The sequence below is a fragment of the Actinoplanes oblitus genome (genome assembly GCF_030252345.1).
GTDB lineage: Bacteria > Actinomycetota > Actinomycetes > Mycobacteriales > Micromonosporaceae > Actinoplanes > Actinoplanes oblitus.
Genome location: NZ_CP126980.1, coordinates 5007021 through 5031637, shown reverse-complemented (window position 1 = coordinate 5031637; position 24617 = coordinate 5007021). Strand labels below are relative to the sequence as shown.

Genomic DNA, 24617 nt, shown 5'->3' with positions numbered 1-24617 from the left:
GTGGATCCGTTCGCAAGGGTGTCGCTGGGCGGCACCGGTGTCACCGTGACCCGCCTCGGCATGGGGCTGGCCCCGATCGCCGGCCTGTTCACGCCGGTCGGCGACGACGAGGCGCGCGTGGCTGTCGACACCGCCTGGGAGCAGGGCGTTCGTTTCTTCGACACGGCACCGTTCTACGGGGCGGGCCTGTCCGAGCGGCGCGGCGGCGCGGCCCTGCACGGCCGGAGCCGGTCGGTGTTCACCCTCGCCACCAAGGTCGGCCGACGCCTGATCACCGGCGACGACCCGGGCGACGACATCTGGGCCGAGCGGTCCGGAGCCGCCTGGGTGTGGGACTTCAGCGCCGCGGGCGTCCGGCGCCAGCACGCGGAGAGCCTGGAGCGGCTCGGCCTGGAGCGGATCGACATCCTGCACCTGCACGACCCGGACAACCATTTCGGCCCGGCTCTGCACGATGCTCTCCCGGCGCTCGTAGAGCTGCGCGCGGCGGGCGCGATCGGCGCGGTCTCGGCCGGGATGAACCAGTCCGCGATGCTCACCGAGTTCGCCCGCACCGGCCACTTCGACTGTTTCCTGCTCGCCGGGCGCTACACGCTGCTGGACCAGTCCGGGCTCGCCGATCTGCTGCCCGAGTGCCACCGGCGGGGGATCTCGGTGCTCTGCGGCGGCGTCTACAACTCGGGGGTTCTCGCCGATCCCGCGGACGGGGCGACGTTCGACTACCGTCCCGCGCCGCCGGCGGTTCTCGCCCGGGCGCGCGCGATGGCCGAGGTGTGCGCGCGGCACGGCGTACCGTTGCGGGCCGCCGCACTGCAGTTCCCCCTCGCGCATCCCGCTGTCGCCTCGGTCCTGATCGGCATGCGGTCGGCCGCCGAGGCGGCCGACGCCGCCGCGATGGCCGCCCTGGAGATTCCCGGCGCGCTCTGGCGGGACCTGGTCAGAGCCGGACTGCTCGACGCGGACGTGCCGCACCCATGATCGTCGACGCGCACCATCACCTGTGGACCGCCGACTACCCGTGGCTGGCCGCCGACGGCCTGGCCCCGATCCGGCGCGACTACACCGTCGCCGATCTGCGGCCGCACCTGGCCGCCTGCGGCGTGCAGCGCACCGTGCTGGTCGAGGCCGGACTCTGCCAGGCCGCCGAGACCAGCCGCTTCCTGGCCCTGGCGGCGCGCACCCCGGAGATCGCCGGCGTGGTCGGCTGGGCCGACCTGGCCGATCCCGATCTGCGCGCGATGCTGGCGCGGCACCGCTCCGGGCCGGGCGGCGACTGCCTGGTCGGGATCCGCGACCAGGTGCAGGCCGGCCCGGACGACCTGCTCGACCAGCCCGGCATCCGTGCCGGGCTGGCCACCGTGGCCGACGCCGGCCTGGTCAACGAGCTGGTGGTACGCGCCTCCCAGCTGCCCGCGGTGGCCCGCGCGGTGGCCGCCCTGCCGGACGCGCCGTTCGTCCTCGACCACCTCGGCAAGCCGCCGTTCGGCGACCTGGACGGCTGGAAGCAGCTGATCGCCCCGGTCGCCGCCTGCCCGAACGTGACGGCCAAGATCTCCGGGCTGGTCACCGAGGCCGGGCCGGGCTGGACCCGGGCGTTGCTGCGGCCGTTCGTGGAGACCGCGCTCGACCTGTTCGGCCCGGACCGGCTGATGTTCGGCTCGGACTGGCCGGTGTGCGAGGTGGTGGCGACGTACGAGGAGGTCGCCGCCGTCCTGACCGGCATCCTCGGCGGCCGCCCCGGCGAAGTGTTCGGCCGCACCGCGATTCGCGTCTACCGATTGGAGCAGCAATGAGGTACCTGCGCATCGGCGCACCCGGCGCGGAACGTCCGGTGCTGTACGCCGGCGGCATGCTGCGCGACCTGTCCGAGGTGACCGCCGACATCGACGGTGCCTTCCTGGCCGCCGGCGGCTTCACCGGCGACCCGACCGAGCTGCCCCCGGCCGACCTGGACCACCGCCGGATCGGCCCGCCGATCGCCCGGCCCGGCGTGGTGCTCTGCGTCGGGCAGAACTACGCGGCGCACGCCGCCGAGTCCGGGGCCCCGCCGCCGGCCGAGCCGATCGTCTTCTACAAGGCACCGAACACCGTGGTCGGCCCGGAGGACGACATCCTCATCCCGCCCGCCTCCAAGCGCACCGACTGGGAGGTCGAGCTGGGCGTGGTGATCGGCAGGACCGCCCGGTACATCCCGGACGCCGCCACCGCGCTGGAGCACGTCGCCGGCTACGTGCTCTCCAACGACGTGTCGGAACGCGACTACCAGCTGGACCGCTCCGGCGGGCAGTGGTCCAAGGGCAAGTCCTGCGAGACGTTCAACCCGCTCGGGCCGTGGCTGGTCACCCCGGACGAGCTGAGCTTCCCGCTGCGGCTGCGCTCCTGGGTGAACGAGTCGCCCCGGCAGGACTCCAGCACCGCCGACATGATCTTCGACGTCGGCTACCTGATCTGGCATCTCTCCCAGTTCACCGTGCTGGAGCCGGGCGACCTGATCAACACCGGGACACCGCAGGGAGTGGCACTGAGCGGGCGGTTCCCCTACCTGGCCGCCGGTGACGTGGTGGAGATGGAGATCGACGGGCTGGGCCGTCAGCGCAGCGTGGTCAAGGGATGAGGATCGCGGCGTACCGAAAACCGGGGGACCTGCTCGACCCGGCGCCCGGCACGCCGGGCTGGTTCACCCCGACGCGTCCCGAGTCGCCGGCCCGGTACGCCTACCCGGAAGGCGAGGCATGGCGATGAGAGATCTGGACGGTCTGGTCGCGGCGATCACCGGTGGCGGCTCGGGCATCGGCGCGGCGTGCGCCCGCCGGCTGGCCGCCGCCGGGGCGAAGGTCGGCATCCTGGACCTCGACCCGGCCAACTCCCCCGGCCTGCCGCTGAAGACCGACGTGCGGGACACCGCGTCGCTGCGGGCGGCGTTCGCCGGGCTGGCCGAGGCGCACGGTGGCGTCGACATCCTGGTGAACAGCGCGGGCATCTCGGCGGTCGGGACCGTCGAGGCCAACGACGACGCGGAGTGGGCCCGGGTGCTCGACGTGAACGTCACCGGCGTGGCCCGCGCCAGCCGCGCCGCCCTGCCCTACCTGCGCCGCTCCCGCACCCCGGTGATCGTCAATCTGTCGTCCATCGCCGCGACGGCGGGCCTGGTGGAACGGGCGCTGTACGGCGCGTCGAAGGGCGCGGTGCACGCGTTGACCCTGGCGATGGCGGCGGACCTGGTCGGCGAGGGCATCCGGGTGTGCTGCGTGGCGCCGGGCACCGTGGACACACCGTGGGTGACGCGGCTGCTGGCCCGCACCGACGACCCGGACGCCGAGAAGGCGCGGCTGGCCGCCCGGCAGCCGACCGGCCGGCTGGTGACCGCCGACGAGGTGGCGGCGGCCGTGCAGTACCTGGTGAGCCCGGCGTCCGGCGCGACCACCGGGATGTCGCTGGCGGTCGACGGCGGGATGTCCGGGCTGCGCCTGCCGTCCCGGTAGCGTGTGGACGCGGTGCCGCAGACTCGGAATCTCCGATGCCGACACGAGGGGGAGCCGATGGTGCGTGCGCTGCGATGGGTGATTCCGCTGGGGCTTCTGACCGCCCTGTTCGTCTGGTGGGCGTCCTACGCCTCCACCGTCGTCGTGTGGGAGCTCCGCAAGCTCAGCCCGTGGCTGGTGCTGCTCGCCCTCGTCATCCTCGCGGCCGCCGTGCCGCACCTGGTCGGCGCGGTGCAGTTCCGGCGCCGGGAACGGCGCTGGGCCGCGCTCACCGGGCTGGCCTGGTTCGGCGCGGTGGCCGGGCTGCTGCTCGGGATCGGCTGGCTGGTGTACGACGCGTACCTGCGCGACCGGGACTACGCCACCGCGATCAGCGTGGTCGACGACCCGGTGCCCGGCCTCGCGGCCCGCGCACCCTACCTGGTCGGCAAGGCGCAGACCGCGCCGAACCTGGGCGACGTCACCGGCGAGGTCTCCGACATCACCTACCTGCCGGACCTGGACCGGTTCGGCACACTGGTCAAGCGGCGCGGCTGGCTCTCCGGCTACGAGGTGAACGTCGTCCAGCAGGTGCCGCTGGGCAGCAACGGCCGCACGTCGCAGCGCTGCGCCTTCGACCTCGACGCGGCCGGGGCGCGGGTCGGTGGCTGGTTCACCCACAACCTCGGGCGCCGGATCTCCGCGGAGCGGCGGTGGGTCCGGTTCGACTCCCGCGACGTCTACGGGTACTGCGACGGCGACACCCCGATCGTCGTGGTGCCGCTGAAACGCCAGGCCGGGATCCTGACGGTGACCGAGCGGCCGGCCGGCGTCGCGCTCTACAACGGGCGGACGGGGCAGCTGCGGATCACCACCGACACCGCCGCGGTGCCCGGGCCGACGTACCCGATCAGCCTGGCCAAACGGCAGCGCGAGGCCACCGCCGGGCTCGGCGGCTTCGCCGACTGGTGGTTCGACCGCTCCGGCTGGGACGCCTCCGACGACGGCGCCAACGAGGGCAACAACTCGGAGTTCACGCTGCGCTACAGCGACGGGGCGGGCAGCGCGTACGTCACTCCGCTCACCCCGCAGGGCGAGGCCAGCTCGGTGGTGGCCGTGTCGATGGTGCCGACCCGGCAGACCGGCCCGGGACTCGCCCGGCTCACCGTGCACCGGCTCAACCCGACGTGGTCCTCCCCCCAGGCCATTGTGGCGCTGATCAAGGCCGAGTACCGGGACGTCTGCTGCTACAACGACGACCGCGTCTTCGAGGTCATCCCGACCGGCGGCAGCACCTGGACGGCCACCGTGGGCAGCGAGCAGAGCATCCGCTACCGGGTGGAGGGCCGCGGCCAGATCGACGGGCGGGAGGCCACCTGCCTGCGGACCGCCGAGGGAGCGCTGGTGCGGTGCGCGTACGCGGCACCCGGCTCACCGGAGGAGCAGGAGCTGCAACGCCTGGAGCAGCAGAAACAGCAGCAGGAGCGGGCCCGGGCCACCGAGGCGGCCGGCGACCTGACCAAGTACACCGACGAGCAGCTGGCCGACCTGAATCGGCGGGTGGCCGAGGAGGTCGACCGGCGCCTGGGCAAGCGCTGACCGCGCCTGCGTCACACGATGGTGTGCCGGTACTCCGCGGCGAGCGGGGCGAGGTCCGGCTCGCCGTAGGTGGCGACCAGCTCGGTGAAGCGGGCCGCCTTGTCCGGGCCGAAACGGCTCACGGTCGCCGTGTACGCCGCCGCCGACACGAAGACCGGCGGGTTCTTCTTGCTGTGGAATTTGTCGGCGTACATGACCAGGGTCTCCTCGCCGGTGGCCGGGACGTAGTCGGCCGGCGGCAGCGGCAGGCCCTGGTCGAGCACGTCGGCGCGGGTGACGCCGACGCCGGTGTGGCAGGAGCAGAACCGGCACAGCTCCTCGGGGAAGCCCTCGGCGGCCAGCAGCTCGTGGCCGAGCAGGCCGTGCCGGATGTAGTTCGGGTAGTCGAGGACGCCGTCCCGGTCGTACAGCCGGTACACGCCGATGTCGTGCAGCAGGCAGCCGGCCCGCACCAGTTCCCGGTCCAGGCCGAGGCCGAGACGGTCGAGCAGCTGCTCGGCGATCCGGCAGACGATCCGGCAGTGCGTGTACACCGACGCGAACGCCTCCGGCGTCGGCGCGGCCCGCTCGTGCAGCGACCTGATTTCCTCGTCGGTTGGGATCCACACACCGTCGATGATCTCATCCGGCCCCGGTCCGCACGCACCCGCGAGGCCCGGTTCCCGGCCCGGCCGGGCGGTGGCGGCCCCGTCGCGGGGCGCGCCTCCGATCGAGTACGTGGCATCCCGGCCCGGCTCGGCCTAGCTTCTATGCATGGCCACTACGGTGCTACGCGTGCGGTTGATCGGCGGCGAACGGATGGACTTGACGTACGCCGACGGCGACATATCCGACGAGGATCAACTGGTGGAACACGTGATCGCCACTCTGGCGCGGGACGCGGGAGTGCTGCGTACCGCACACGGTGATCGGCTCGTGGTGCTCTACGGCCGAGGCGTCGCCGCGCTCGAGGTGGCACCTCGCGGTGCTGTGCTGTGACGAGGTCCTGTTTCCGGGCCGGCGGCAGCCGGCAGAGTCCGCACTGAGGGGCGGCCAGTAGGATGAGCGATTCGGAGCCAACCGCCGCGTCGAGCGACGACGTGCGAGATTCGCTGGCCGGGGCGGTGGTGTCACTGGCCGAGACACCTGACGACGAGCCGGCCGTCGACGCGCTCCTCGTCGAGATCGCGACGTCGGCCGCCGAGACGATCGCCGGGGTGTTCTACGCATCCATCACGGCGTGGCGCGGCGCCGGCTACACGACCGTGGCGGCCAGCAGCGACCTGGCGCGGGCGGTGGACGACGCGCAGCATGCCGAACAGGCCGGACCGTGTGTGCAGGCGGCGCGGACCGGCCAGCCGGTGGGCGTGCCGGAGATCGCCGCGACGATGGCGTGGCCGGGGTTCTACCGCCAGGCCACCGAGCTGGGGCTGCGGACCTCGGTGTCGGTGCCGCTGTTCGCCGGCGGCGGCATCCCGGTGGGCGTGCTGAACCTTTACGGACGGGAGCCGTCGGCGCTGGCCGGCCTGCTGGCGGGGGTGCATGCCGTCTTCGCCGCGGAGCAGGTGCCGGAGAGCGGGCTGGAGGCGTGCGACGACGCCGGCGCGCGGCAGCTGCTCGTCGGTCTCGGGCGGGCGTTGCAGGTCAGGGTCACCATTCAGCGGGCGCTCGGTGCGTTGATGGCGTGGGACGGCGGCGATGCCGCGGAGGCCCGCCGCATGCTGCGGGAACGGGCCGCCGCCAGGAACGCGACGTTGTCCACGACCGCGACCGAGGTGCTCGCCACGGTGATGCCGGTTCCGGGCGCCGGGGTACACGTCACCACCCGGCCGCCCATCGGCGCCACGATGGTGGTCGCCCTGAACGGCGAGCTGGCGGCCCCCCTCGCCATCGACGTTCCGACCCGGCTGACCGCCCTGCTCGACGAGCCGGTGACAACCCTGGAGCTCGATCTGACCGGGCTGCGCTTCTGCGATCTCACCGGCCTGCGCGTCCTGCTCGACCTGCGGGAGCATGCCACCGTCACCGGCCGTACGGTCAGCGTGGTCGCGGCCTCCGGCGTGGTGCGCATGCTCATGCAGATCACCGACACGGCGTCGCTTCTCGGTTACCCGCCGGCGTCCCCGGGGGTGAACGGCGTGCCGGGGTGACCCGGTAACGGCTGGCGCAGCAACAAGCGGGTCCCCTGCGGCGTGCTGGTGATCTCGGAGTCCGGGCAGATCCGGCGGATCAGCCAGAGGCCGGCGTGCCGCATGTCGCCGGGGCGGGGCGAGTCGGTACGGTCCCGGTAATCCACGGGTAGGCCGGGGCCGTCGTCGCTGACCTCGCACCACACGCTGCCCCGGTGGTGCCAGAGCCAGAGCCGGCCGCCGACCGCGTACTCCTCGGCGTTCGCCGCGGCCTCGTGCACGGCGAGCAGGAACGCGTCGGCGGCGGACCCGGACAGGCCGGCGTCGGCGATCCGCTGCCGGACCAGCGCGCGCAGTTCGGGCAGCGTGTCCACGGTGATGCGGTGGACCAGCAGCATCGGTGGGCCGGCGGCGAGTTCCCGGGCGAGCGGCACGCTAGCGACGACCTGGTCCGCTGCGGCACTCAGGCCCTGTCCGGTCCGGGACGCGTGGCGGCGCAGCTCGTCCAGGGCGGTGTCCACGCCGATGTCGAGCAGCTCGGCCAGGATGCCCCGGGCCCGTTCGACGGCGACGCGGCCGCTCAGCACGCGCTGCGACTGCGCCGCCAGGACCGCGCGGTAGCCTTGATCATGCTGGGTGAGCAGCCCGGCGGTGGCCACGTTCGCCAGCGATTGGGCCAGGCTCAGCTGCTCCGGGGTGAGCCACCCGGCGCGGTGGCGGAGCAGGCTCAACACCCCGATCACCTCGCCACGGATCCGCATCGGCAGCGCCGCCACCGACCGGAATCCGCCCTCGCGAGCCTGACGGGCGAAGGCCGCCCAGCGCGGATCGGGGATGTCCAGGTCCGCGTCGGTCACCGGCAGGCCGGTGGCGAAGCTCCAGGTGGCCGGCGCGGGGGCGGACTCGACCAGGTCGATCCAGGTGGTGAACTCCGGTGCGGCCGCCAGCAGCCGCAGCACGCCACGATCGTCGGCCAGCATGACCCCCGCGGCCTGGGCGTCGAGCAGCTCGATACACCGGTGCGTGATGCGTTCGAGCAGTCCGTCCACGTCGAGGTCGGCGACGAGGGCATCGGACAACTCCGCCAAGAGGTCCAACGTCGCCGGGTCCTGCGCTGCGTTCACCGGGGTCACCTGTCTTCGTCGTCGGTCAGGTTGTCGAACCTCAGGCGCCGCGCCACCACGTCGGCAGCCACCTCGTCGAGATCCCGCCCGGTGGCGTAGGCGTGCGCGCGCAACCGCGCCAAGGCGTCCTCCACCGGCACGCCCACCTGCACACTGATCATGCCGGTCGCCTGATGCACGGCGGCTCCCTGGAGCAGGCGATCGCCGGCACCCGCCGGGTTGTCGCCGTCCTCGTACGCCACGGTCTCGACCAGGATGAGCTCGACCACCGCCTCGGCGAGCACCCGGGCGTCTGTCAGCGTCCGGCCGGCCAGCTCCCCCGGGCTGTCCCGGTACAGGTCCAGGACGCCCACGCCGGTCGTGCCGACGCGCAAGGGCAGGGCGAACACCGCCTGCGCCCCGGCCATGACGGCCGCCGGCGCGAACGCCGGCCACCGCTCGAGCCAGATCGGCGCGCGCAGATCATCGGCCAGGACCGGGCCCGCCGTCGCGTACGCGTCCCGGCACGGCCCCTCGCCGAGCAGGAACTGCAGCTGCTCCACCCGGGCACTCACCGCGTCACTGGCGTAACGCACCTGCTGGGTTCGCGGAGTCATCATGGTCACACCGACCCCGCCGATGCCGGGAAGACCGGTCAGGCACGCGCGGCACAGGCCGTCGATATCCAGGCCGTACGCCGCCAACAGTTGTTCCACCTGCAGCCGATGGCCGGGGTCATCCACATCGATCACGGCCGGCCCCGGACACGCGCAGGTACCAGGATGTGACCATGACCCAACCTCCGAACCTGCCCGGCGGACTGTGGCGCGGCTTCGGACCGGAAGCAGATTTCGCCGGCATCCCATCGGCCCCCCACCGGTTGCGGCAGATTACCCTTTAGCCTACGCCTATCACAGGGACCCGCCTCGACGGCACTTCGGGCCAGCGCCACGATCGGTTGCAGATCCGGACCGCGCCGGCCACGACATGCGCCGGTCGCCCCCTCGTGAAAGGGTCGAAACGCCAGCGATCGCGCCACGACGGTGGGGACGCACGTCCATGACATCGGTTTCCTCCGAACGCCTCGCGGCGATCTTCGTCGAGATCGCCGACACGCTCGTGGCCGAGTTCGAGGTGCTGGAGTTCCTGACCATGCTGGCCGACCGGGCCGTCACCCTGGTGGACGCGGCAGCGGTGGGCGTGCTGCTGGCCGACCAGGGCGGTGAACTGGCGTTCCTGGCCGCCTCCGACGAGAGTGCCCGGCTGGTCGAGGTCTTCCAGGTGCAGGCCCAGGAGGGGCCGTGCCTGGAGGCGTTCCGGACCGGCCGGCCGGTCGTCAACGTCGACCTGGACACCGCCGCCGGCCTCTGGCCGGGGTTCGCACCGCGGGCCGCCGCGGCCGGCTTCCGTTCCGTGCACGCCTTCCCGCTGCGCCTGCGGTCCGACGTCATCGGCGCGCTCAACGTCTTCGGCACGCACCCCGGCGGCGACGTCAGCGGAACCGACATACCGGTCATGCAGGCCTTGGCGGACATCGCCACGATCGGGCTGCTCCAGCAGCGCACCATCCACCGCGGCGAGGTGCTGGCCGGTCAGCTGCAGGACGCCCTGGACAGCCGGGTCGCGATCGAGCAGGCCAAGGGAGTCGTGGCGCAGGCCCGCGGGATCAGCGTCGACGACGCGTTCACTGCGATCCGCGCGTACGCGCGGAACCGGAACCTGCGCCTGGCCGAGGTCGCCCGCACCGTGGTGACCAGCCGCTCGGCCATCCCGGGCCTGACCGGCCCGCCATCCGGGCGCCGGCGGTAACGGCCGGTCCCGTCGCCGGCGCCACGAACGGGTCGTTCCCATCCGGCGCTCGCGGGCCGGGTGGCGTACCGTTGAGCCATCGGCGATGCCCCGTCATCACCGTCCGCTGCTCCAGACCTCGGCAGCGCACCGCCCGTCGTGCGCCCTGGAGCCGCTGTGACCGTTCCGATTCATCCTGCCGCCGCCGGCCCATCGCGGCGGGCGCACCCGGCACAGCCGCCGTACCTGGTCACCACCGCGACCGGCCGGCGCGGCATAGCGGTGGGCGTCACGGCCGACGCGAGCACCTCGGTGGTCGAGATGACAGTGCACGGCCAGTGGTCACCGGACCTCGGCAGCCAGGTCACCGGCGTGCTGCACCTCTGCCTGGCCGGCCCGGTCGCGACGATCATCATCGACCTGCACCACCTGGCCGACCAGCACGGGCTCAGCAGGCAGTTCTGGATGACGACGGTGCGCGCGGCGCGCCTGCGGCCGGTGCCGGTCCAGATCGTGTTGTGCCTGCCGGCCGAGACGATGCTGAGTTACCGGTTGCGACATCACGACGTGCACCGGCCGCCGATCTTCACCACCCTGCCGGATGCGCGCCGAGCGACATCGGTACGACCGCCGCACAGTCACCGGCTGCAGGTCCGGCTGCGCCCCGAGCCGATCTCGGTGCCGGCCGCCCGGGGTCTCGTCGTCCGAGCCTGTGACGCCTGGCGACTGCCCCTGATGCGCCGCGACGCCGGCCTGATCATGTCCGAGTTGACCACCAATGCCGTGCAGCACGCCGGCACCGACCTCGTGGTCACCGTGTCACGCCGCGACCAGCTGCTGCATCTGGCCGTCCGCGACGCCGACACCCGGTACCCGCATCTGGATCATCCGGCCGGCCAGGGCGGGACGGGCGCGCTGAGCGAACGAGGACGGGGCCTGCTGCTGGTGCACGCCACCGCCGACGCCTGGGGCGTGCTGCCGGCCCGCGGCGGCAAGGTCGTCTGGGCCACCCTGTCGCCACCGGCGGGCCTCTCCAGCCCGCGTCGCGGTTCCGGTGAGGTCAGCTGGTCGCCATCCGGATCAGCGCGTTGCCACCAAGCATGATCAGGTCGGCGCCGGCGACGAAGGCCATGCCGCGCCGCATCAGCTGGGCGCCGGCGTCGGGATCGGCGGTGGTGATGCCGCGGACCGCGCAGATCAGCGCGCACACCACCAGCCCGACACCGGGGATCAGCAGCAGCCCGACCGAGCGCGGGGTGTGCCCGCCGGCCACCAGCAGGCTCAGCATCACCGCCGGCAGGACGCCGAACACCACAACGGCTGCCGCACCGCACCACCGCAGCGTCCGCACCACGTCCGTCATACCGCTCCCCTCGACCACCGGAGCTTAGCCGCGGGTGTCCGGATACCGGCCAGGTGGCCTGCCGCTGTGCCGCAGAATGACGGGACGAGGACGGGGAGGTCGCTGTGTCGGTCATTCCGCAGGCGTACCCGCTGTGGTGCGCGACCCAGGACGGCAACGAGGTGCGGGCCGGCCGGGTGTTCGGCTGGATGTCGGACCAGCCGTCGCCGGAGGTGGTCGCCGCGGAGAAGGTGGCGGACGCCACTGCCGCCTCCGGCGCCGAGGCGCGCTTCTCCCCGCTGGTGACGTGGGACCCGCCGCGCGGCGGCCTGGTGGCGGGCATCCTCGTCAGGTGCGGGCGGTCCGGTACCGGCCAGTTCGTGCCCTTGCACTTCGGCGACACCCGCGAGGAGGCGATCGCCGCGGTACGCGCCTCCCAGGAGAAGCGTGCCTGACCTCACCACCATGCCCGCGTGGCGGGCACGACATCGTGGACTCCGGCCGTCGTGGGTGGCCTCCGGCGGGGTGACGACCCGCCCCGGCGCCAGCCGCCGGGACGGGCGGCGGCAGCGGGCCGACAAGCTGCGCGACCGGGTGACGGCGCTCGACCGATCGCCGGCTACTGCGGGGTGGGCAGCACGATGACCTGGCGCAGGTTGACGTGCCGGGGACGCGAGGTCACGTACCCGATCAGGTCGGCCACGTCGTCGGCGCTCAGCGCCGGCAGCGCCTGGAACATCGCGTCCAGCTGGCCGGACAGGGCGCCGTTGTCGATGTGCCCACCGAGTTCGGTGTCGGTCAGGCCGGGTTCGATGTTGGTGACCCGGACGCTCTCGGGACCCAGCTCGGCCCGCAGCCCGGCGGAGAGCTGGGTCAGTGCCGCCTTGGTGGCCGAGTAGACGGCGTAGTTCGGGAACAGCACGTGCGCCCCGATCGAGGAGATGTTCACCAGGTCGGCGGGCCGGCCGGCGGCCGCGGCGGCGCGCAGGCCGGGCAGGAAGGCGCTGATCACGTCCAGCGCACCGGTCAGGTTCGTGTCGATCATCCGGGCCCACTCCTCGCGGCGGGCCTCGCCGATCGGGTTGGGCAGCATCACGCCGGCCGCGTTGACCACCAGGTCGACCGGGCCGAGCGTCGCGCCGATCCGGTCGGCGGCCGCCGTCACGGCCGCCTGGTCGGTGACGTCGGCGGTCACCGCCAGGGCCGTCCCGCCGGCGGCTTCGATCTTGGCGGCGAGTTCCTCGACGCGGTTCCGGCGCCGGGCCAGCAGGGCGACGCGGGCACCGCCGGCGGCGAGCAGGGCGGCGGTCGCGGCGCCCATGCCGCTGGCGGCTCCGGTGACGACGGCGGTCCGGCTGTGCAGGTCGTAGTTGTTCATGCCGTCGAGCGTCGCCGAGCGCGCCGGGGTCAGGCAGGGGCGCGTCGTCACCTAGGTCTGGCAGACCTAGGATCGGGCGGTGGCTGTCGCTTCCACTTCCATCCCCGAGTCCGGCATCGGCGCGTTCCTGCGTGCCCGGCGTGCGGCCATCCGGCCCGAGCAGGTCGGCCTGCCGGTGTACGGCCGCCGCCGCGTCCCCGGCCTGCGCCGCGAGGAGCTGGCCCAGCTCGCCGGGGTGAGCCCGGACTACTACATGCGACTGGAGCAGGGCCGCGGGCGCAACGTGTCGGACGCCGTGCTGGAATCGGTGGCCCGGGTGCTGGGCCTCGACGACGTCGAGCGGCGGCACCTGTTCAACCTGGCCCGGCCGGCCGGTGCCACCCGGCAGACGGCCCAGCGGATCCGTCCGGGCATGCGGACCGCGCTGGACATGATGCGGCAGGTGCCGGCGTTCGTGGTGGGCCGCCGGCTGGACGTGCTGGCCTGGAACCCGCTGGCCGCCGCCGTCAACGGCTTCACCGGCCCGGTCAACCTGGTGCGGTACACGTTCCTGGAACCGGCGGCGCGCACGTTCTACCGCGACTGGGCCGCGGTCGCCGCCGAGACGGTGGCCTACCTGCAGCTCGACAACGGGCGTCACCCGGGTGACCCGCTGCTGGCCGCCCTGGTGGACGAGCTGTCGGCGGCCAGCCCGGAGTTCGCCGAGCTGTGGGCGCAGCGGCGGGTCGCGGAGAAGAGGTTCGGCGCCAAGCTGCTGCGTCACCCGGTGGCCGGCGAGCTGGACCTGGCGTTCGAGACCCTGACCCTGCCCGGCGAACCGGACCAGCTGCTGGTGCTGTACACGGCCCCGCCGGGCAGCCCGGCCGCCGACCGGCTCCGGCAGCTGGAGCGGTCATGACGTTCGACGCCGATCGGTTGGTCCGGGCCTTCGACGAGGCCGAGCTGCACGCCGACACCGCCACCCTGCGCTCGCTGCTGGCCGACGACTTCCAGCGCAGCCGCTCGGCCTGGCAGGGCCAGCCGATGGAGCTGACCGTGCGGGCGAGCCAGACCTGGGTGCGCCACGGCGGCGACTGGCGGCTGGCCGGCCTGCAGTTCAGCCCGCTGGCCGAGGGCTGACGGCCAGCCCGGACGTCACCGGTACGCGTGCTCGGGCAGCCGGCCGACGAACCACGCGAGGACCAGCAGCAGACCGGCCGCCAGGAAGAACAGCCAGGTGCCGGCCCAACCGGCCACCGCGCAGACGGCGCTCGCCACGAGGTAGAGCAGTCGCAGGTCCCGGACGTGGCCGGCCCGCCGCTCGGCCCGCACCTGCTGGTCGCGCAGCCGGCCCGAGGCGCGCACCACGTCCCGCCGCAGCTGGCGGTACCTCGGCGACCTCGGGTTGAGCGATGCCATCTCGGCGCGTGCCCGGTCGATCCGCCCGCGTAGCTCACCTATGGCGTCGACATCCGATCCGGTGCTTGCCACAACCATCCCTCTCCGCGAACCGCCGGTACGACGGCAATAGTGGCACCCCGTCCCCCTGATCACCAGCCCCGGACATCGGCCCGCGGAAATACTCCGGTGACTAACTTGACCAACTGAAGAAACATGCGGACCCTGGTGGGAGCGCTCCCGACAACGTCCCCCATCGATAGAGAAAGGGGCAGATCATGCGAAGAGTCCTCCTCGCACTCTGCGCCGCCCTGCTCGCCGCCGTCGGCGCGGTGATCGCCCTCGGCAGCCCCGCGTACGCCGCCACCGGCCTGCACGTCGTCGGCACCGACATCTACGAGGCGAACGGCAACAAGTTCGTCATGCGCGGCGTCAACCACGCGCACACCTGGTACACCTCACAGACCAGTTCGTTCGCCAACATCAAGGCGGCCGGCGCGAACACCGTCCGGGTGGTGCTCTCCGGCGGCCGGTGGACCGCGAACAGCGCCGCCGACGTGGCCAACGTGATCTCCCTGTGCAAGGCCAGCAGACTGATCTGCGTCCTGGAGGACCACGACACCACCGGGTACGGCGAGGACAGCGCCGCATACACCCTGGACCAGGCCGTCAACTACTGGATCAGCCTGAAGAGCGTCCTGGCCGGCCAGGAGGACTACGTCGCGATCAACATCGGCAACGAGCCGATCGGCAACACCAACCCGAGCCAGTGGACCGCCGCCACCACCGCCGCGATCAAGAAGATGCGCGACAACGGCTTCCAGCACCTGCTGATGGTCGACGCCCCGAACTGGGGACAGGACTGGCAGCAGGTCATGCTCGCCAACGGGCAGGCCGTGCTGGACGCCGACACCCAGCACAACACCATCCTGTCCATCCACATGTACGCGGTCTACAACCAGGCCTCGACGATCACCTCGTACCTGGACACCTTCCGGTCCAAGGGCTGGCCGCTGCTGATCGGCGAGTTCGGCTGGCAGTTCGCGTCCGGTGAGGTCGACGACCAGACGGTGATCTCCGAGGCGGTCAAGCGCGGCCTCGGCTACCTCGGCTGGTCGTGGTCCGGCAACACCGACCCGGTCCTGGACATGGTGCTCAACTTCGACGTGAACCAGAAGACCACCTGGTACAGCCGGGTCTTCGACGGCCCCAACGGGATCAAGGCCACCGCCCGGGAGGCCACCGTCTTCGGCGGCACCTCGACCTCCTCCCCCGCCTCGCCGTCGCCGTCGTCGCCTTCCCCGTCGTCGCCGTCGCCGTCCCAGCCCACCGGCAAGACCTGCACCGCCACCTACGCCATCACCGGCCAGTGGCCCGGCGGCTTCCAGGGCGAGGTGAAGGTGACCGCCGGCAGCGCCCCGATCAGCGGCTGGACGGTCACCTGGACCTTCGCCAACGGCCAGACCGTCGCCAACGCCTGGTCCGCCACCGTGACCAGCAGCGGCGCCGCCGTCACCGCCAGGAACGCCGGCTACAACGGCAGCCTCGCCGCCAAGGCCACCACCTCGTTCGGCTTCCTCGGCTCCTGGACCGGCACCAACACCGCGCCCATCCCCACCTGCACCGCGAGCTGATCCCACCACCGGGAGGGTCCGCGCCTCGCGGCCCCTCCCGGGCACAACCCGATTACGGTACGCCCGGAGCGGGCGGCCGCCTGGCCACGGCGGTTATCCTGACCGGGCATGACGAACTTTCCGCCACCACCTGGCAGCGACGACATGCCGGCCGAGCACCTCGCTCCGCCCACCGACCTGCGAGCCCACCTGACCGCCTACACCGCGGCGTTCGCGTCCGGGTCCGGCGCCCTGCTCGACGAGTTCTACGAGCCGGACGCGCTCGTGGTGCCGCAACCGGGCACGCCGAGAGGCGGCGGGGGCGAGCGGCGTGCGGCCCTCGAGCATCTACTCGGCTTCGGGGTGCCGATGCGAGCCCAGGTCAGGCACCTCTACACCACCGGCGACATCGCACTGTCCGTCGTCGACTGGTCGATGCGCGGCACCAGCCGGCGGGGCTCCCCGCTCGACCTGCGGGGCGTCGCCACGGACGTGCTGCGGCGCGGACCGGACGGCCGCTGGCGCTACGTCATCGACAACCCGTTCGGCACCGCCTGATCCCCGCCCGCGGACAGCTGCCACCGGTCATCCCTCCCGGCACGCGGGGAAACCGTGGACAACGGGCTCGCCCGGGGTATTAACTCGGCTCAGTGCACGCTGACGGAGCGGGAGGACACGCGGTGGCCGACGACGCGACCCTGATCGGCCTGGCCGACTTCCTGCGGGACCTGCGGGCCGAACTGACCGAGGCACAGAGCGCCGCCGACGGGCAGCAGCTGAGACTGGGCATCGACGAGATCGAGATAACCATGGACGTGGTCTACACGACCACCCGGTCCGCCGAGACGTCCGGCAAGATCGGCGCCAAGTTCTGGGTGGTCGCCTCGGCCGAGGCCGCCGTCAAGGGCGCGCTCGGCTCGGCCCAGGCCAACACCCAGCGCATCTCCCTCAAGCTCAAGCCGAGGGTCGAGGTGGCGACCGTGGACCAGACGGGCGCCACCACAGTGGTCACCCGCGGGCTGGACGTGCACGGCGCCTTCGCCCCGGGCGAGGAGCTCCCCTCGCTGGGGCACCACTCCTGACCCGCGCGGCACGCCGGGTCCGGGAGCCGTAGGTGGATCAGCACCCGGCGCGGGAGCGCCTCGCCGAGATCGCGGTCCGGCGGCCGGGCGAGCCGATGGCCCGCGGCTCCGGCTACCTGGTCGCCCCCGGCTGGGTGCTCACCGCGTACCACGTGGTGGCGGGCGCGCGGGCGGCCGGCGTGTGGCTCGGCGCACCGGCCCGGCTCGATCCCGGCGCCGGCCTGCCGGTCGACCTGGACCAGGTGGTGGCCGCGCCCTGGGCCGACCTGGCACTGGTCCCGGTGCCGGGCCTGACCGGCGGCGACCCGGTGATCTTCGGCCGGGTCCGCCGGTCCGCACCGAACGAGATCCCGGTGGCGGCGGTCGGCTTCCCCCGCTTCAAGCTGCGGCCTGGCGCCGCGTCCGACGACCTGGTCCGCGACCACCGCCATGCCCTGGGCACCATCGCTCCCGCCTCCAACTACAAGACCGGCACGCTGGAGCTGAGGGTCGACGCCGCCCCGGCCGACCACCCCGGCGACCCGCACTCGCCGTGGGAGGGGATGTCGGGCGGGCCGGTGTGGTCGGGCCAGCGGCTGCTCGGTGTCGTCGGGCAGCACCACCCGGCCGAGGGCGCCGGCGTCCTCACCGTCCGTCCGCTGGCGAACCTCTACGCCGGCGCGGACGCCGCCGCGATCGCCCGGTGGCGGCAGGCGCTCGCGCACCTTCCCGAGTCGGTGGACGGGCTGGTGCCGATCGACCCGCCGAGCCTGCGCCAGAGCGAGGTGCGCCGTGCCCAGCGGGTGGCCGGGCGCCTCGCCCCGGTCTACCTGCTCAGCCGCGAGCGGGAGCAGGACGAGTTGCGCACGCTGGCCGCGTCCGACACCGCGTGGCGGTGGATCGTGGCCGAGGCGTACGCCGGCAAGACCGCGCTGCTGGCCTGGTTCACGCTGCGGCCGCCACCGGAGATCGAGGTCGCCTCCTGCTTCCTGCGCCGCCCGACCGGCGAGAACACCGCCGAGTACGCCCTGGACCTGCTGACCCGCCAGCTCGCGGCCATCGCCGGCCGGCCCGAGTACCGTCCCTCGCACTACCTGGCCGACCTGGTCGACGACCTGCTCGTGCTGCTGCCCGAGGCGGCCGCCGCGGTCCGGCAGCGGGGCCAGCGGCTCATGCTCGTCGTGGACGGCCTCGACGAGTACGACACCACCCGGGGCGGCCTGGACTGGCTGCCCGATCGGACGTCACTGCCGGCCGGGGTGACCCTGGTGGCGGCCAGCCGGTCCGGCGCCACCGTCGAACTGCCCGCCGATCACCCGTTGCGCCACCACCAGACCCCGATCGCCCCGGCCGAGATCGCGAACGACATGCACGAGGTGGTCCGCGCCGAGATCGACCGCATCCGGACCCATCCCGGCGGGCACCTGTCGCCGATCCTGAGCTGCCTCGCGATGTCGTACACCGGCCTGTCGGCAGCGGAACTCGAGGAGATCCTGCGCCGGCGCGGGCGCGACTTCGACGTCAGCGAGATCGAGGAGTCGCTGCGGCACGGACTGGGCCGCAGCGTCATCGAGATCGCCGATCCGGAGGGCGGCCCGATGTCCGTCTTCGTCTTCGCGCACGACCGGCTGCTGGTCGAGGCCCAGCACCGGTTCACCGGCGATCTGCCGCGCTACTACCAGCTGCTGGACGGGTGGGCCGACGAGTACACCGGCCGGCACTGGCCGCTGGCCACGCCGCGGTACCTGCTCCGGCCGTACGCGCGCCAGCTCGCCGAACGGGTCCGCGACACGACAGCGCCGACCGAGCGGCGGCGAGCCGCCCTGGACCGGTTGTTCGCCCTGGTCGCCGACCGCGACCGGCTGCTGCGGCTGTTCGAGTACGTCGGCAATCCGGCCGCCCCGGACGCCGACATCGCCGCGGCCCAGCAGATCATCGTGGACTTCGGCGCCGGCCTGGGCCTCGACCCGGCCGAGATGTCGTTCCGGCTGGCCGCGCTGGCCCTGCGCCGGCAGCCGCTGACCACCACCCGGGCCGGGGTCGCCTCGGCCATCGCCCGGACCTGGGCGCGCACCGGGCGTTCGCCGGCCGCTGTCGCCCTGGCCACCGGCATCGACGACCCGCTGGAACGCGGCATGGCCCTGGCCGACGTGGCCCGGCTGCTGGCCGCGCGCGGCGACGTCGAGCCGGCGCTGCGCGCCCTCGCCGAACTCGGCGGCCATCCGGACGCCGAGACGGTCGCCCGCGACGTCGCCACCGGTCTGGCCGAGACGTCCGCCGAGCCGGAGGCGTACGCCATCGCCACCCAGATCGCCGACCGGTGGCTGCGGGCGCTCGCCCTCGCCGACGTGGCGGAACGGCTCTGCGCCGACCGGCCGGACCTGGCCGCGGCGGCCGTCGACAAGGCCGGCGCGGACGTGCCGGCGCTGGCCGATCCGGTCCGGCAGGCCCAGGTGGTCGACCGGATGGTGCGGGCACTGATCGGGCTGGGCGACGCGGCGAAGGCGGCCGACCTGGTCACCACGGTGAGCACCCGGTGGCCCGCCTACCTGGCCGCGATCAGCCTGGCCGGCCTGGCCGCCGCCCTCGCCGCCCGATCCGGGCCGGACCTCGTCGAGCGTGTCGTGCGGCTCGCCGTGGCCCGGGCGACCGGCCGCCCGGCCGACGAGGACCGGGCGTTCGCCGCGGCGGCCCGCGCCCTGGCCGAGGCGGGCCGGACGGCGCCCGCGGTGCGGCTGGCCGGCCGCGTCATCGACCCCGTCGGCCGGATCGAGACGCTGGCCGGCCTGCTGCGGTCCGCGCCCGCCGGCGACCCGGCGCTCGGCTCGGAGATCGCCCGGATCGCCCCCGCGATACCGTCCGACACCGCCGAGCGGCTCGCCTTGATGGACGCCTTCGGCCGGCTCGCCCACGCGTTCGCCGAGGCGGGCCGGGACCGCGACGCCGCTCGGCTGATCGACGAGATGGTCGCCGCACCCCGGGACGCCACGCCGGAGGACGAGGTCGCGACGCTCGTGGCCGCGGTACGCCCGCTGGTGCGGGCCGGTTACCAGGAGAAGGCCGCGGCCACCGCGCAGCGGGCGGTCGACCTGGTGTACCAGATCAAGGACCGCAGCACCCGGATCCGGATGCTCGGGTCGGCACTGGACGCGCTGGCCCACGCGGGACGGCCGGTCGAGGCGATGGCCGAGGTGAAACGGCTCGACGACCACTGGCAGCGGGCCAAGGTGATCACCGAGGTCGCGATCTCGTACGCCCGGGACGGCGAGCCCGGCCGGGCGTACGAGATGGTCGACCGGATCGACGCCGCCGACCGCCGCATCCACGGCCTGGGTGTGCTGGCCTGCTCGCTGCGCGAGCAGCGGCGCGCGGACGAGGCCGCCCGCGCGGTGGACCGAGCGCACCGGCTCGCCCTGGAGATCACCAGCTCGACCGACCGGGCGACCAGGCTCGCCGAGCTGGCCGCCCAGCTGGCCGCGGGCGGCCTGGAGACCGAGGCGGCGCCGATCGCGGAGAGCGCCGTCCGGGCGGCCGAGGACGAGCAGCGGCCGGACACCCGCAACCGGCTGCTCGGCACGGTGTCCACGACCCTGGCCCAGGCCGGCTGGTTCGCGCTCGCGCTGCGGGCCGCCGCCGCGCTGCCCGAGTCGTCGGCGCGCGAACGGTCCATCGACGTGCTGGCCCGCGCGGCGGCCGCCGCCGGCCGGCCGGAGACGGCGATCGCGGCGGCCCGGCAGGTCACCGGCGACGAGTACCGCGCCATGGTGCTCAGCCACGTGGCGCTGGGACTGGCACAGAGCGGTCACCGGCAGGCGGCCGAGGCCACCGCCGACGAGGCGGTGCAGGCGATGATGGGCACGTATCACTGGCGTGACCCGGAGATCATCGGCGCGGTGACGATCCGGCTGGCCGAGGCCGGCTACCTCGACCAGGCCCGGACCGCCGTCGAGTGGATCGACGACCTCGCGCTGCGGGCGGAGAGCTATGGCCGGCTGGCGCGGGCGCTCGCCGCGGCCGGCCGCACCGACGAGGCGAACGCGGCGGCCACCGCGGCCGCCACCGTCGCGGGCGCGATCTACGACCCGCAGCGGCGGGCCGGGACGCTCGCCGACCTGACGGTGGCGCTGGCCCGGGCCGGTCAGGACCGGCCGGCCGGCCGCACCATGGCGCAGGCGCTCCAGGCGGTCGCGGCGATCGCCGACCCGTCACAGCGCACCCACGCGGTCCGCCGCCTGAGCCTGGACCTGGCCCGGGCCGGTCAGGCCGGCCTGGCCCGGACGGCCGTCGGCGCGGCGACCGAGCGGACCGATCGGGACGACCTGTTCGCGGAGGTGGCCCGGGCACTCGCCGACGGCGGGCACCCGGCGGCAGCCCTCGACACCGCCACCCTGATCGACGACCCGGGTCACCGCGCGATCGCCTCTCTCGGACTCGCCACCGGCCCACCGACCGACCAGCACGCCGTCACGTCTCCCCCACACCCCACCGACCAGCGCACGGCTATCCCTCTCCCGCAGGCCGGCCAGCGCACGGCTCCCTCTCCCCCGCAGGCCGGCCAGCGCACGGCTGCCTCTCCCCCGCAGGCCATCGGCCAGCGGGCCGAGCAGCTTGCCGTCGCCGGCCGGGCGGCCACACTCGCCGTGCGGAGCGCGACGGAACAGAGCGACGTGGCGAGCCGGGTGAGCACCCTGACCAGGATCGCCACCGGCCTCGCCGACGCCGGCCTCGCCGAACCGGCGAGCGAGGCGGCCGAACTCGCCCAGGCGGCGGTGCTCCGGTTCGCCCAGCTGACGCAGCGGGCCCACGGGATGTGCGCGCTCGCCCACGCCTTCCAGCACCCGAGCATCACCGCGAACGGCGCCGCCGCGTCGGCGGAGGCACTCCGCCTCGCCCGGCAGCCACGCGAGCCCCACGAGCGAGCCCTGCTCCTCAGCAACGTCGCGCGGCAGCTCAGCGTCGCCGGCCGCCCGGAACCGGCGCGGAAGGCCCTCGATGAGGCGATCCAGGCCGCCGGCCAGATCATCGACCTGCCCACCCGGGCCGAGATGAACTCGCACGTCAGGCGCACCGAAAGGGACGTCGCCACGATCATCGCGACGCGCACCGGCGCCGGAGGCCGCTCGACGCCGATGACCAGGGAGTCACTCCGACCGGCACCGTCCGCCACCGCGCCGCCGCCGGAGCCGTCGTCCACGTCATCGCCCTTCGCCACGCTCGCCTCGCTGTGCCGGAGCAAGCCGGAGATCGAGGTTCGCCGCCTGGTCACCGCGGCCGCCCGCCCCGACAGCACCGACAGCTCCGACAGCAGGGCGAACCAGTCAGCCAACGCCGCCGGCAGCAAGGCGAGCCCATCGGCCCGCACCGCCGACAGCGCGACGGGCCAGTCGGCCCGCGACAGCGAGAGCGCGGCGAGCCAGTCAGCCGACGCCGCCGCCCGGTCCGCCGCCGACCTACGGGGGCCGAGGCGGGTGGACATCCTCAGCGCCGTCGCCCGCTGTCTGGCCGCCCTCGGCCACGCGGAGGCCGCCCGGGCCGCCGCCTCAGCGATGCCACTCCCGCACCGGCGTACCGTCGTGCTCGCCGCCGTCGCCGCCACCCTGGCCGCCGGTGGGCAGGGCGACGCCGCCGTGCGAACCGCCGAGGCGATCACCGATGGTGTGGCGCGCTGCGCGACGCTCACCGACATCACCCGTGACCTGCACACGATCGGCCGCACCGAGCAGGCCGCGCACGCCGCCCGGGAGGCCCTCACGGCCGGCGACACCATCACCGACCCGGCGGACCGCTGCGACGCCCTGTTGCGCCTGGCCGCCGTGCTGCACGAGGCCGGCGCCACGCAACAGGCCGCACTGGCCGGCGCCAGGATCCTGCTGGCCGGTGACGCGATCGGGTCACCGGAGACGCAGTGCCGGATCCTGCGCGAACTCACCCGGCTGGAACAGCGCGCGGCCCACGACGCCGGCGCCGCGCGGGCCGCCCGGCGGGCGGTCGCCGCGGCCCGGCGGATCGGCGACCCGGAACGACAGGCCGCCGTCCTGGCCGAGCTGATGAGCCTCGACGGTACGACCCACGACACCACCGACGGCGACACCGCCCTCGAGATGCTGTTGCTGACCCCGACCGCCACCAACCATCTCGCCAAGTTCCCGGTGGACCTGCTCGCGCACCTGGTCGCCCGGGCCGAACTGGCCTGACCCGGTGCTACGGCAGCACGGCCGTGAGCCGTTCCGGGCCGTCGGTGACCACCCGGTCGCGGCCCCGCTCCTTGGCGGCGTACAGCGCCCGGTCGGCGCGCCGCAGCAGGTCCTCGGCGTTCTCGCCGGGCTCCAACTGCGCCACCCCGGCGCTGAACGTCGCCCGCAGCGGGCCGACCGGCGTCGCCACGGTGATCTGCGCGCAGCGGTGCCGCCACTGCTCGGCCAGGCCGGCCGCGGTCCGCGCGTCGGCGCCGGGCAGCAGGATCGCGAACTCCTCGCCGCCGTACCTGGCCACCGTGCCGGCCGCACCGACCGCGTCGCCGATCTCCCGGGCCAGCCGGATCAGCACCTCGTCACCGACCGCGTGCCCGTAGGTGTCGTTGACCGCCTTGAAGTGGTCCACGTCGATCATCACGGCGGCCAGCGGTTGGCTGCCGGTCACCTGCTCCCGTAGCACGGCGGTCAGGTGCCGGCGGTTGTAGACCCCGGTCAGGCCGTCCCGTACGGCCTGGTCGGTCAGCTCGGCGCGGAGCCGTTCCAGCTCGGTGATGTCGCGGACCACCACAACCGCGCCGTTCTCCGCCGGCATCCGCACCACCCGTACGTCGTAGGTGCGCCCGTCGGCGGAGGCCACGGTCTGCTGGTCGATCCCGGCGAACGCGGACGCCAGCCGCGGACCGAGCACGTCCTGCCAGCGCCGGCCCACCACGCTGCCACCGCAGCCGCGCAGCACCGCGAGCAACTCGACGGCTGCCGGGTTCACGTCCAGGAACCGGCCGTCCGCGTCGAGGACCATCACCGCGTCGCGCAGCGCGGCGATCACCTGCTTGTAGGAGACCGGCGTCCGCCGGGCGGGCGTGCCGAACCGTTCCGCCCACCACCACATCGAGGCGGTGATCAGGAACAGGATCGGCGTGAGGTCCAGCTGCCGGTCCTTGGTGAGCAGCAGGATGCTGACCAGGTTCCCGGCGGCCGGGACGAGCCCACCGACCAGGAAGATCAGGAAGACCCGGCGGTGCCCGCGCACCGCCTTGCGCATCGCCGCCACCGCCCGGACCATCCCGATCCCGATGATCGTGTAGCTGTACAGGGTGTGCACCCAGTACAGCGGGCCGAAGTGCGGGGTGACCCCACCGTCCGGGTGGCTGGTGACCGAGGTGAAGAACGCGTGGTGCCACGGGTCGGTCGCCACCGCCGACGTCAGCAGCACCGGATGGATCAACAGCAGCGCGTGCCATCGGCGCAACCGGTCCAGGCCGTAGCCGGTGAACACGGTGATGTGCCAGTGGAAGCCGGCCACCAGCATGGCGACGCCCGGGAACATGGCGTAGGTGGCGGCGACCGCCACCGTCGGCGAGGCCACCGCGGCGAAGGCCTGCGCCAGCGACCACAGCGCGGCCCCGGAGGTGATCAGCGCCAGCGACTTCGCCAGTGGCGTCACGTGCCGGCGGTGCCAGGAGAGCAGGGCGTACAGCGCCGCGCACAGGGCCGCGGCGACGTACGCCGGGACCAGTACGGCTCGCATGCGATCCCGTTCGGCCGGGCGAATCGGAAGCTGAGCGGATCGGGCGTGGCGCTGGCCACGCCCGA

24 protein-coding genes are annotated in these 24617 nt (G+C 73.8%); 17 read left to right on the top strand and 7 right to left on the bottom strand.

Annotation, left to right across the window (positions count from 1 at the left end):
• The 6 genes from Actob_RS22580 to Actob_RS22555 are packed head-to-tail and all read left to right on the top strand — an operon-like array spanning nt 1 to nt 5060.
• On the top strand, nt 1–978 hold the full coding sequence (locus Actob_RS22580; protein ID WP_284913777.1) for an aldo/keto reductase: 978 nt from the start codon (nt 1–3) through the stop codon (nt 976–978).
• Nucleotides 975–1793: an amidohydrolase family protein gene (locus Actob_RS22575; RefSeq protein ID WP_284913776.1), complete on the top strand. Its 819-nt coding sequence runs from the start codon at nt 975–977 to the stop codon at nt 1791–1793. Before Actob_RS22580 ends, Actob_RS22575 begins: the two co-directional genes overlap by 4 nt.
• Nucleotides 1790–2614: a fumarylacetoacetate hydrolase family protein gene (locus Actob_RS22570; protein ID WP_284913775.1), complete on the top strand. Its 825-nt coding sequence runs from the start codon at nt 1790–1792 to the stop codon at nt 2612–2614. The genes Actob_RS22575 and Actob_RS22570 overlap by 4 nt, the downstream gene beginning before the upstream one ends.
• Entirely contained in the window at nt 2611–2742 is a 132-nt protein-coding gene (locus Actob_RS22565) for a hypothetical protein (RefSeq protein ID WP_284913774.1), read from the top strand. The genes Actob_RS22570 and Actob_RS22565 overlap by 4 nt, the downstream gene beginning before the upstream one ends.
• Nucleotides 2733–3482 carry an SDR family NAD(P)-dependent oxidoreductase gene (locus tag Actob_RS22560; protein ID WP_328518385.1) on the top strand — a complete coding sequence of 250 codons (750 nt, stop codon included), beginning with the start codon at nt 2733–2735 and terminating at the stop codon, nt 3480–3482. Before Actob_RS22565 ends, Actob_RS22560 begins: the two co-directional genes overlap by 10 nt.
• A gap of 57 nt (nt 3483–3539) precedes the next feature.
• Nucleotides 3540–5060: a hypothetical protein gene (locus tag Actob_RS22555; RefSeq protein WP_284913773.1), complete on the top strand. Its 1521-nt coding sequence runs from the start codon at nt 3540–3542 to the stop codon at nt 5058–5060.
• 11 nt (nt 5061–5071) lie between these two features.
• On the opposite strand, the gene Actob_RS22550 is transcribed toward Actob_RS22555, so the two are convergent.
• Entirely contained in the window at nt 5072–5668 is a 597-nt protein-coding gene (locus Actob_RS22550) for an HD domain-containing protein (RefSeq protein WP_284913772.1), read from the bottom strand.
• Between the two features lie 145 nt (nt 5669–5813).
• On the opposite strand from Actob_RS22550, the gene Actob_RS22545 reads away from it, so the two are divergent.
• Together Actob_RS22545 and Actob_RS22540 are read left to right on the top strand one after the other, a co-directional pair.
• A complete protein-coding gene (locus Actob_RS22545) occupies nt 5814–6038 on the top strand; it encodes a hypothetical protein (protein ID WP_284913771.1) in 225 nt (74 codons plus the stop codon).
• Nucleotides 6039–6100: 62 nt separating this feature from the next.
• The gene (locus Actob_RS22540) at nt 6101–7189 is read left to right on the top strand and encodes a GAF domain-containing protein (protein ID WP_284913770.1); all 1089 of its coding nucleotides are present in this window, start codon (nt 6101–6103) and stop codon (nt 7187–7189) included.
• On the opposite strand, the gene Actob_RS22535 is transcribed toward Actob_RS22540, so the two are convergent.
• The gene (locus Actob_RS22535) at nt 7147–8292 is read right to left on the bottom strand and encodes a GAF domain-containing protein (RefSeq protein WP_284913769.1); all 1146 of its coding nucleotides are present in this window, start codon (nt 8290–8292) and stop codon (nt 7147–7149) included. The genes Actob_RS22540 and Actob_RS22535 overlap by 43 nt on opposite strands.
• Before the next feature lie 5 nt (nt 8293–8297).
• On the bottom strand, nt 8298–9023 hold the full coding sequence (locus Actob_RS22530) for a GAF and ANTAR domain-containing protein (RefSeq protein WP_284913768.1): 726 nt from the start codon (nt 9021–9023) through the stop codon (nt 8298–8300).
• A gap of 307 nt (nt 9024–9330) precedes the next feature.
• Between Actob_RS22530 and Actob_RS22525 the strand changes: the two genes are divergently transcribed.
• The gene (locus Actob_RS22525) at nt 9331–10080 is read left to right on the top strand and encodes a GAF and ANTAR domain-containing protein (protein WP_284913767.1); all 750 of its coding nucleotides are present in this window, start codon (nt 9331–9333) and stop codon (nt 10078–10080) included.
• Nucleotides 10081–10236: 156 nt separating this feature from the next.
• Nucleotides 10237–11163, top strand: a complete 927-nt coding sequence (locus Actob_RS22520) for an ATP-binding protein (RefSeq protein ID WP_284913766.1) — start codon at nt 10237–10239, stop codon at nt 11161–11163.
• On the opposite strand, the gene Actob_RS22515 is transcribed toward Actob_RS22520, so the two are convergent.
• The gene (locus Actob_RS22515) at nt 11120–11422 is read right to left on the bottom strand and encodes a hypothetical protein (RefSeq protein ID WP_284913765.1); all 303 of its coding nucleotides are present in this window, start codon (nt 11420–11422) and stop codon (nt 11120–11122) included. The two genes, Actob_RS22520 and Actob_RS22515, sit on opposite strands and share 44 nt — an antisense overlap.
• A 104-nt stretch (nt 11423–11526) precedes the next feature.
• Here Actob_RS22515 and Actob_RS22510 point away from each other — a divergent pair, with 104 nt between their 5' ends.
• Nucleotides 11527–11856, top strand: coding sequence for a hypothetical protein (locus Actob_RS22510; protein ID WP_284913764.1), 330 nt, complete (start codon nt 11527–11529; stop codon nt 11854–11856).
• Between the two features lie 164 nt (nt 11857–12020).
• Here the strand turns inward: Actob_RS22510 and Actob_RS22505 are convergent, their stop codons facing one another.
• Nucleotides 12021–12830: an SDR family oxidoreductase gene (locus tag Actob_RS22505; protein ID WP_284913763.1), complete on the bottom strand. Its 810-nt coding sequence runs from the start codon at nt 12828–12830 to the stop codon at nt 12021–12023.
• Nucleotides 12831–12858: 28 nt separating this feature from the next.
• Between Actob_RS22505 and Actob_RS22500 the strand changes: the two genes are divergently transcribed.
• Nucleotides 12859–13677, top strand: a complete 819-nt coding sequence (locus Actob_RS22500; protein ID WP_284913762.1) for a helix-turn-helix transcriptional regulator — start codon at nt 12859–12861, stop codon at nt 13675–13677.
• Nucleotides 13674–13898 carry a hypothetical protein gene (locus tag Actob_RS22495; protein WP_284913761.1) on the top strand — a complete coding sequence of 75 codons (225 nt, stop codon included), beginning with the start codon at nt 13674–13676 and terminating at the stop codon, nt 13896–13898. The genes Actob_RS22500 and Actob_RS22495 overlap by 4 nt, the downstream gene beginning before the upstream one ends.
• Nucleotides 13899–13913: 15 nt before the next feature.
• On the opposite strand, the gene Actob_RS22490 is transcribed toward Actob_RS22495, so the two are convergent.
• The gene (locus Actob_RS22490; RefSeq protein ID WP_284913760.1) at nt 13914–14249 is read right to left on the bottom strand and encodes a hypothetical protein; all 336 of its coding nucleotides are present in this window, start codon (nt 14247–14249) and stop codon (nt 13914–13916) included.
• A 185-nt stretch (nt 14250–14434) separates the two neighbouring features.
• On the opposite strand from Actob_RS22490, the gene Actob_RS22485 reads away from it, so the two are divergent.
• From Actob_RS22485 to Actob_RS22470, 4 genes are all read left to right on the top strand, one after another.
• Complete coding sequence (locus Actob_RS22485; RefSeq protein WP_284913759.1) at nt 14435–15790, top strand: cellulase family glycosylhydrolase; 1356 nt, start codon at nt 14435–14437, stop codon at nt 15788–15790.
• A 108-nt stretch (nt 15791–15898) separates the two neighbouring features.
• Nucleotides 15899–16327, top strand: coding sequence for a YybH family protein (locus Actob_RS22480; protein WP_284913758.1), 429 nt, complete (start codon nt 15899–15901; stop codon nt 16325–16327).
• A gap of 122 nt (nt 16328–16449) precedes the next feature.
• The gene (locus Actob_RS22475; RefSeq protein WP_284913757.1) at nt 16450–16851 is read left to right on the top strand and encodes a trypco2 family protein; all 402 of its coding nucleotides are present in this window, start codon (nt 16450–16452) and stop codon (nt 16849–16851) included.
• Between the two features lie 32 nt (nt 16852–16883).
• Nucleotides 16884–23024 (top strand): S1 family peptidase, encoded by a 6141-nt coding sequence (locus Actob_RS22470; RefSeq protein ID WP_284913756.1) that lies wholly within the window; start codon nt 16884–16886, stop codon nt 23022–23024.
• A gap of 7 nt (nt 23025–23031) precedes the next feature.
• Here the strand turns inward: Actob_RS22470 and Actob_RS22465 are convergent, their stop codons facing one another.
• Entirely contained in the window at nt 23032–24552 is a 1521-nt protein-coding gene (locus tag Actob_RS22465; protein WP_284913755.1) for a histidine kinase N-terminal 7TM domain-containing diguanylate cyclase, read from the bottom strand.
• Nucleotides 24553–24617: the final 65 nt, after the last annotated feature.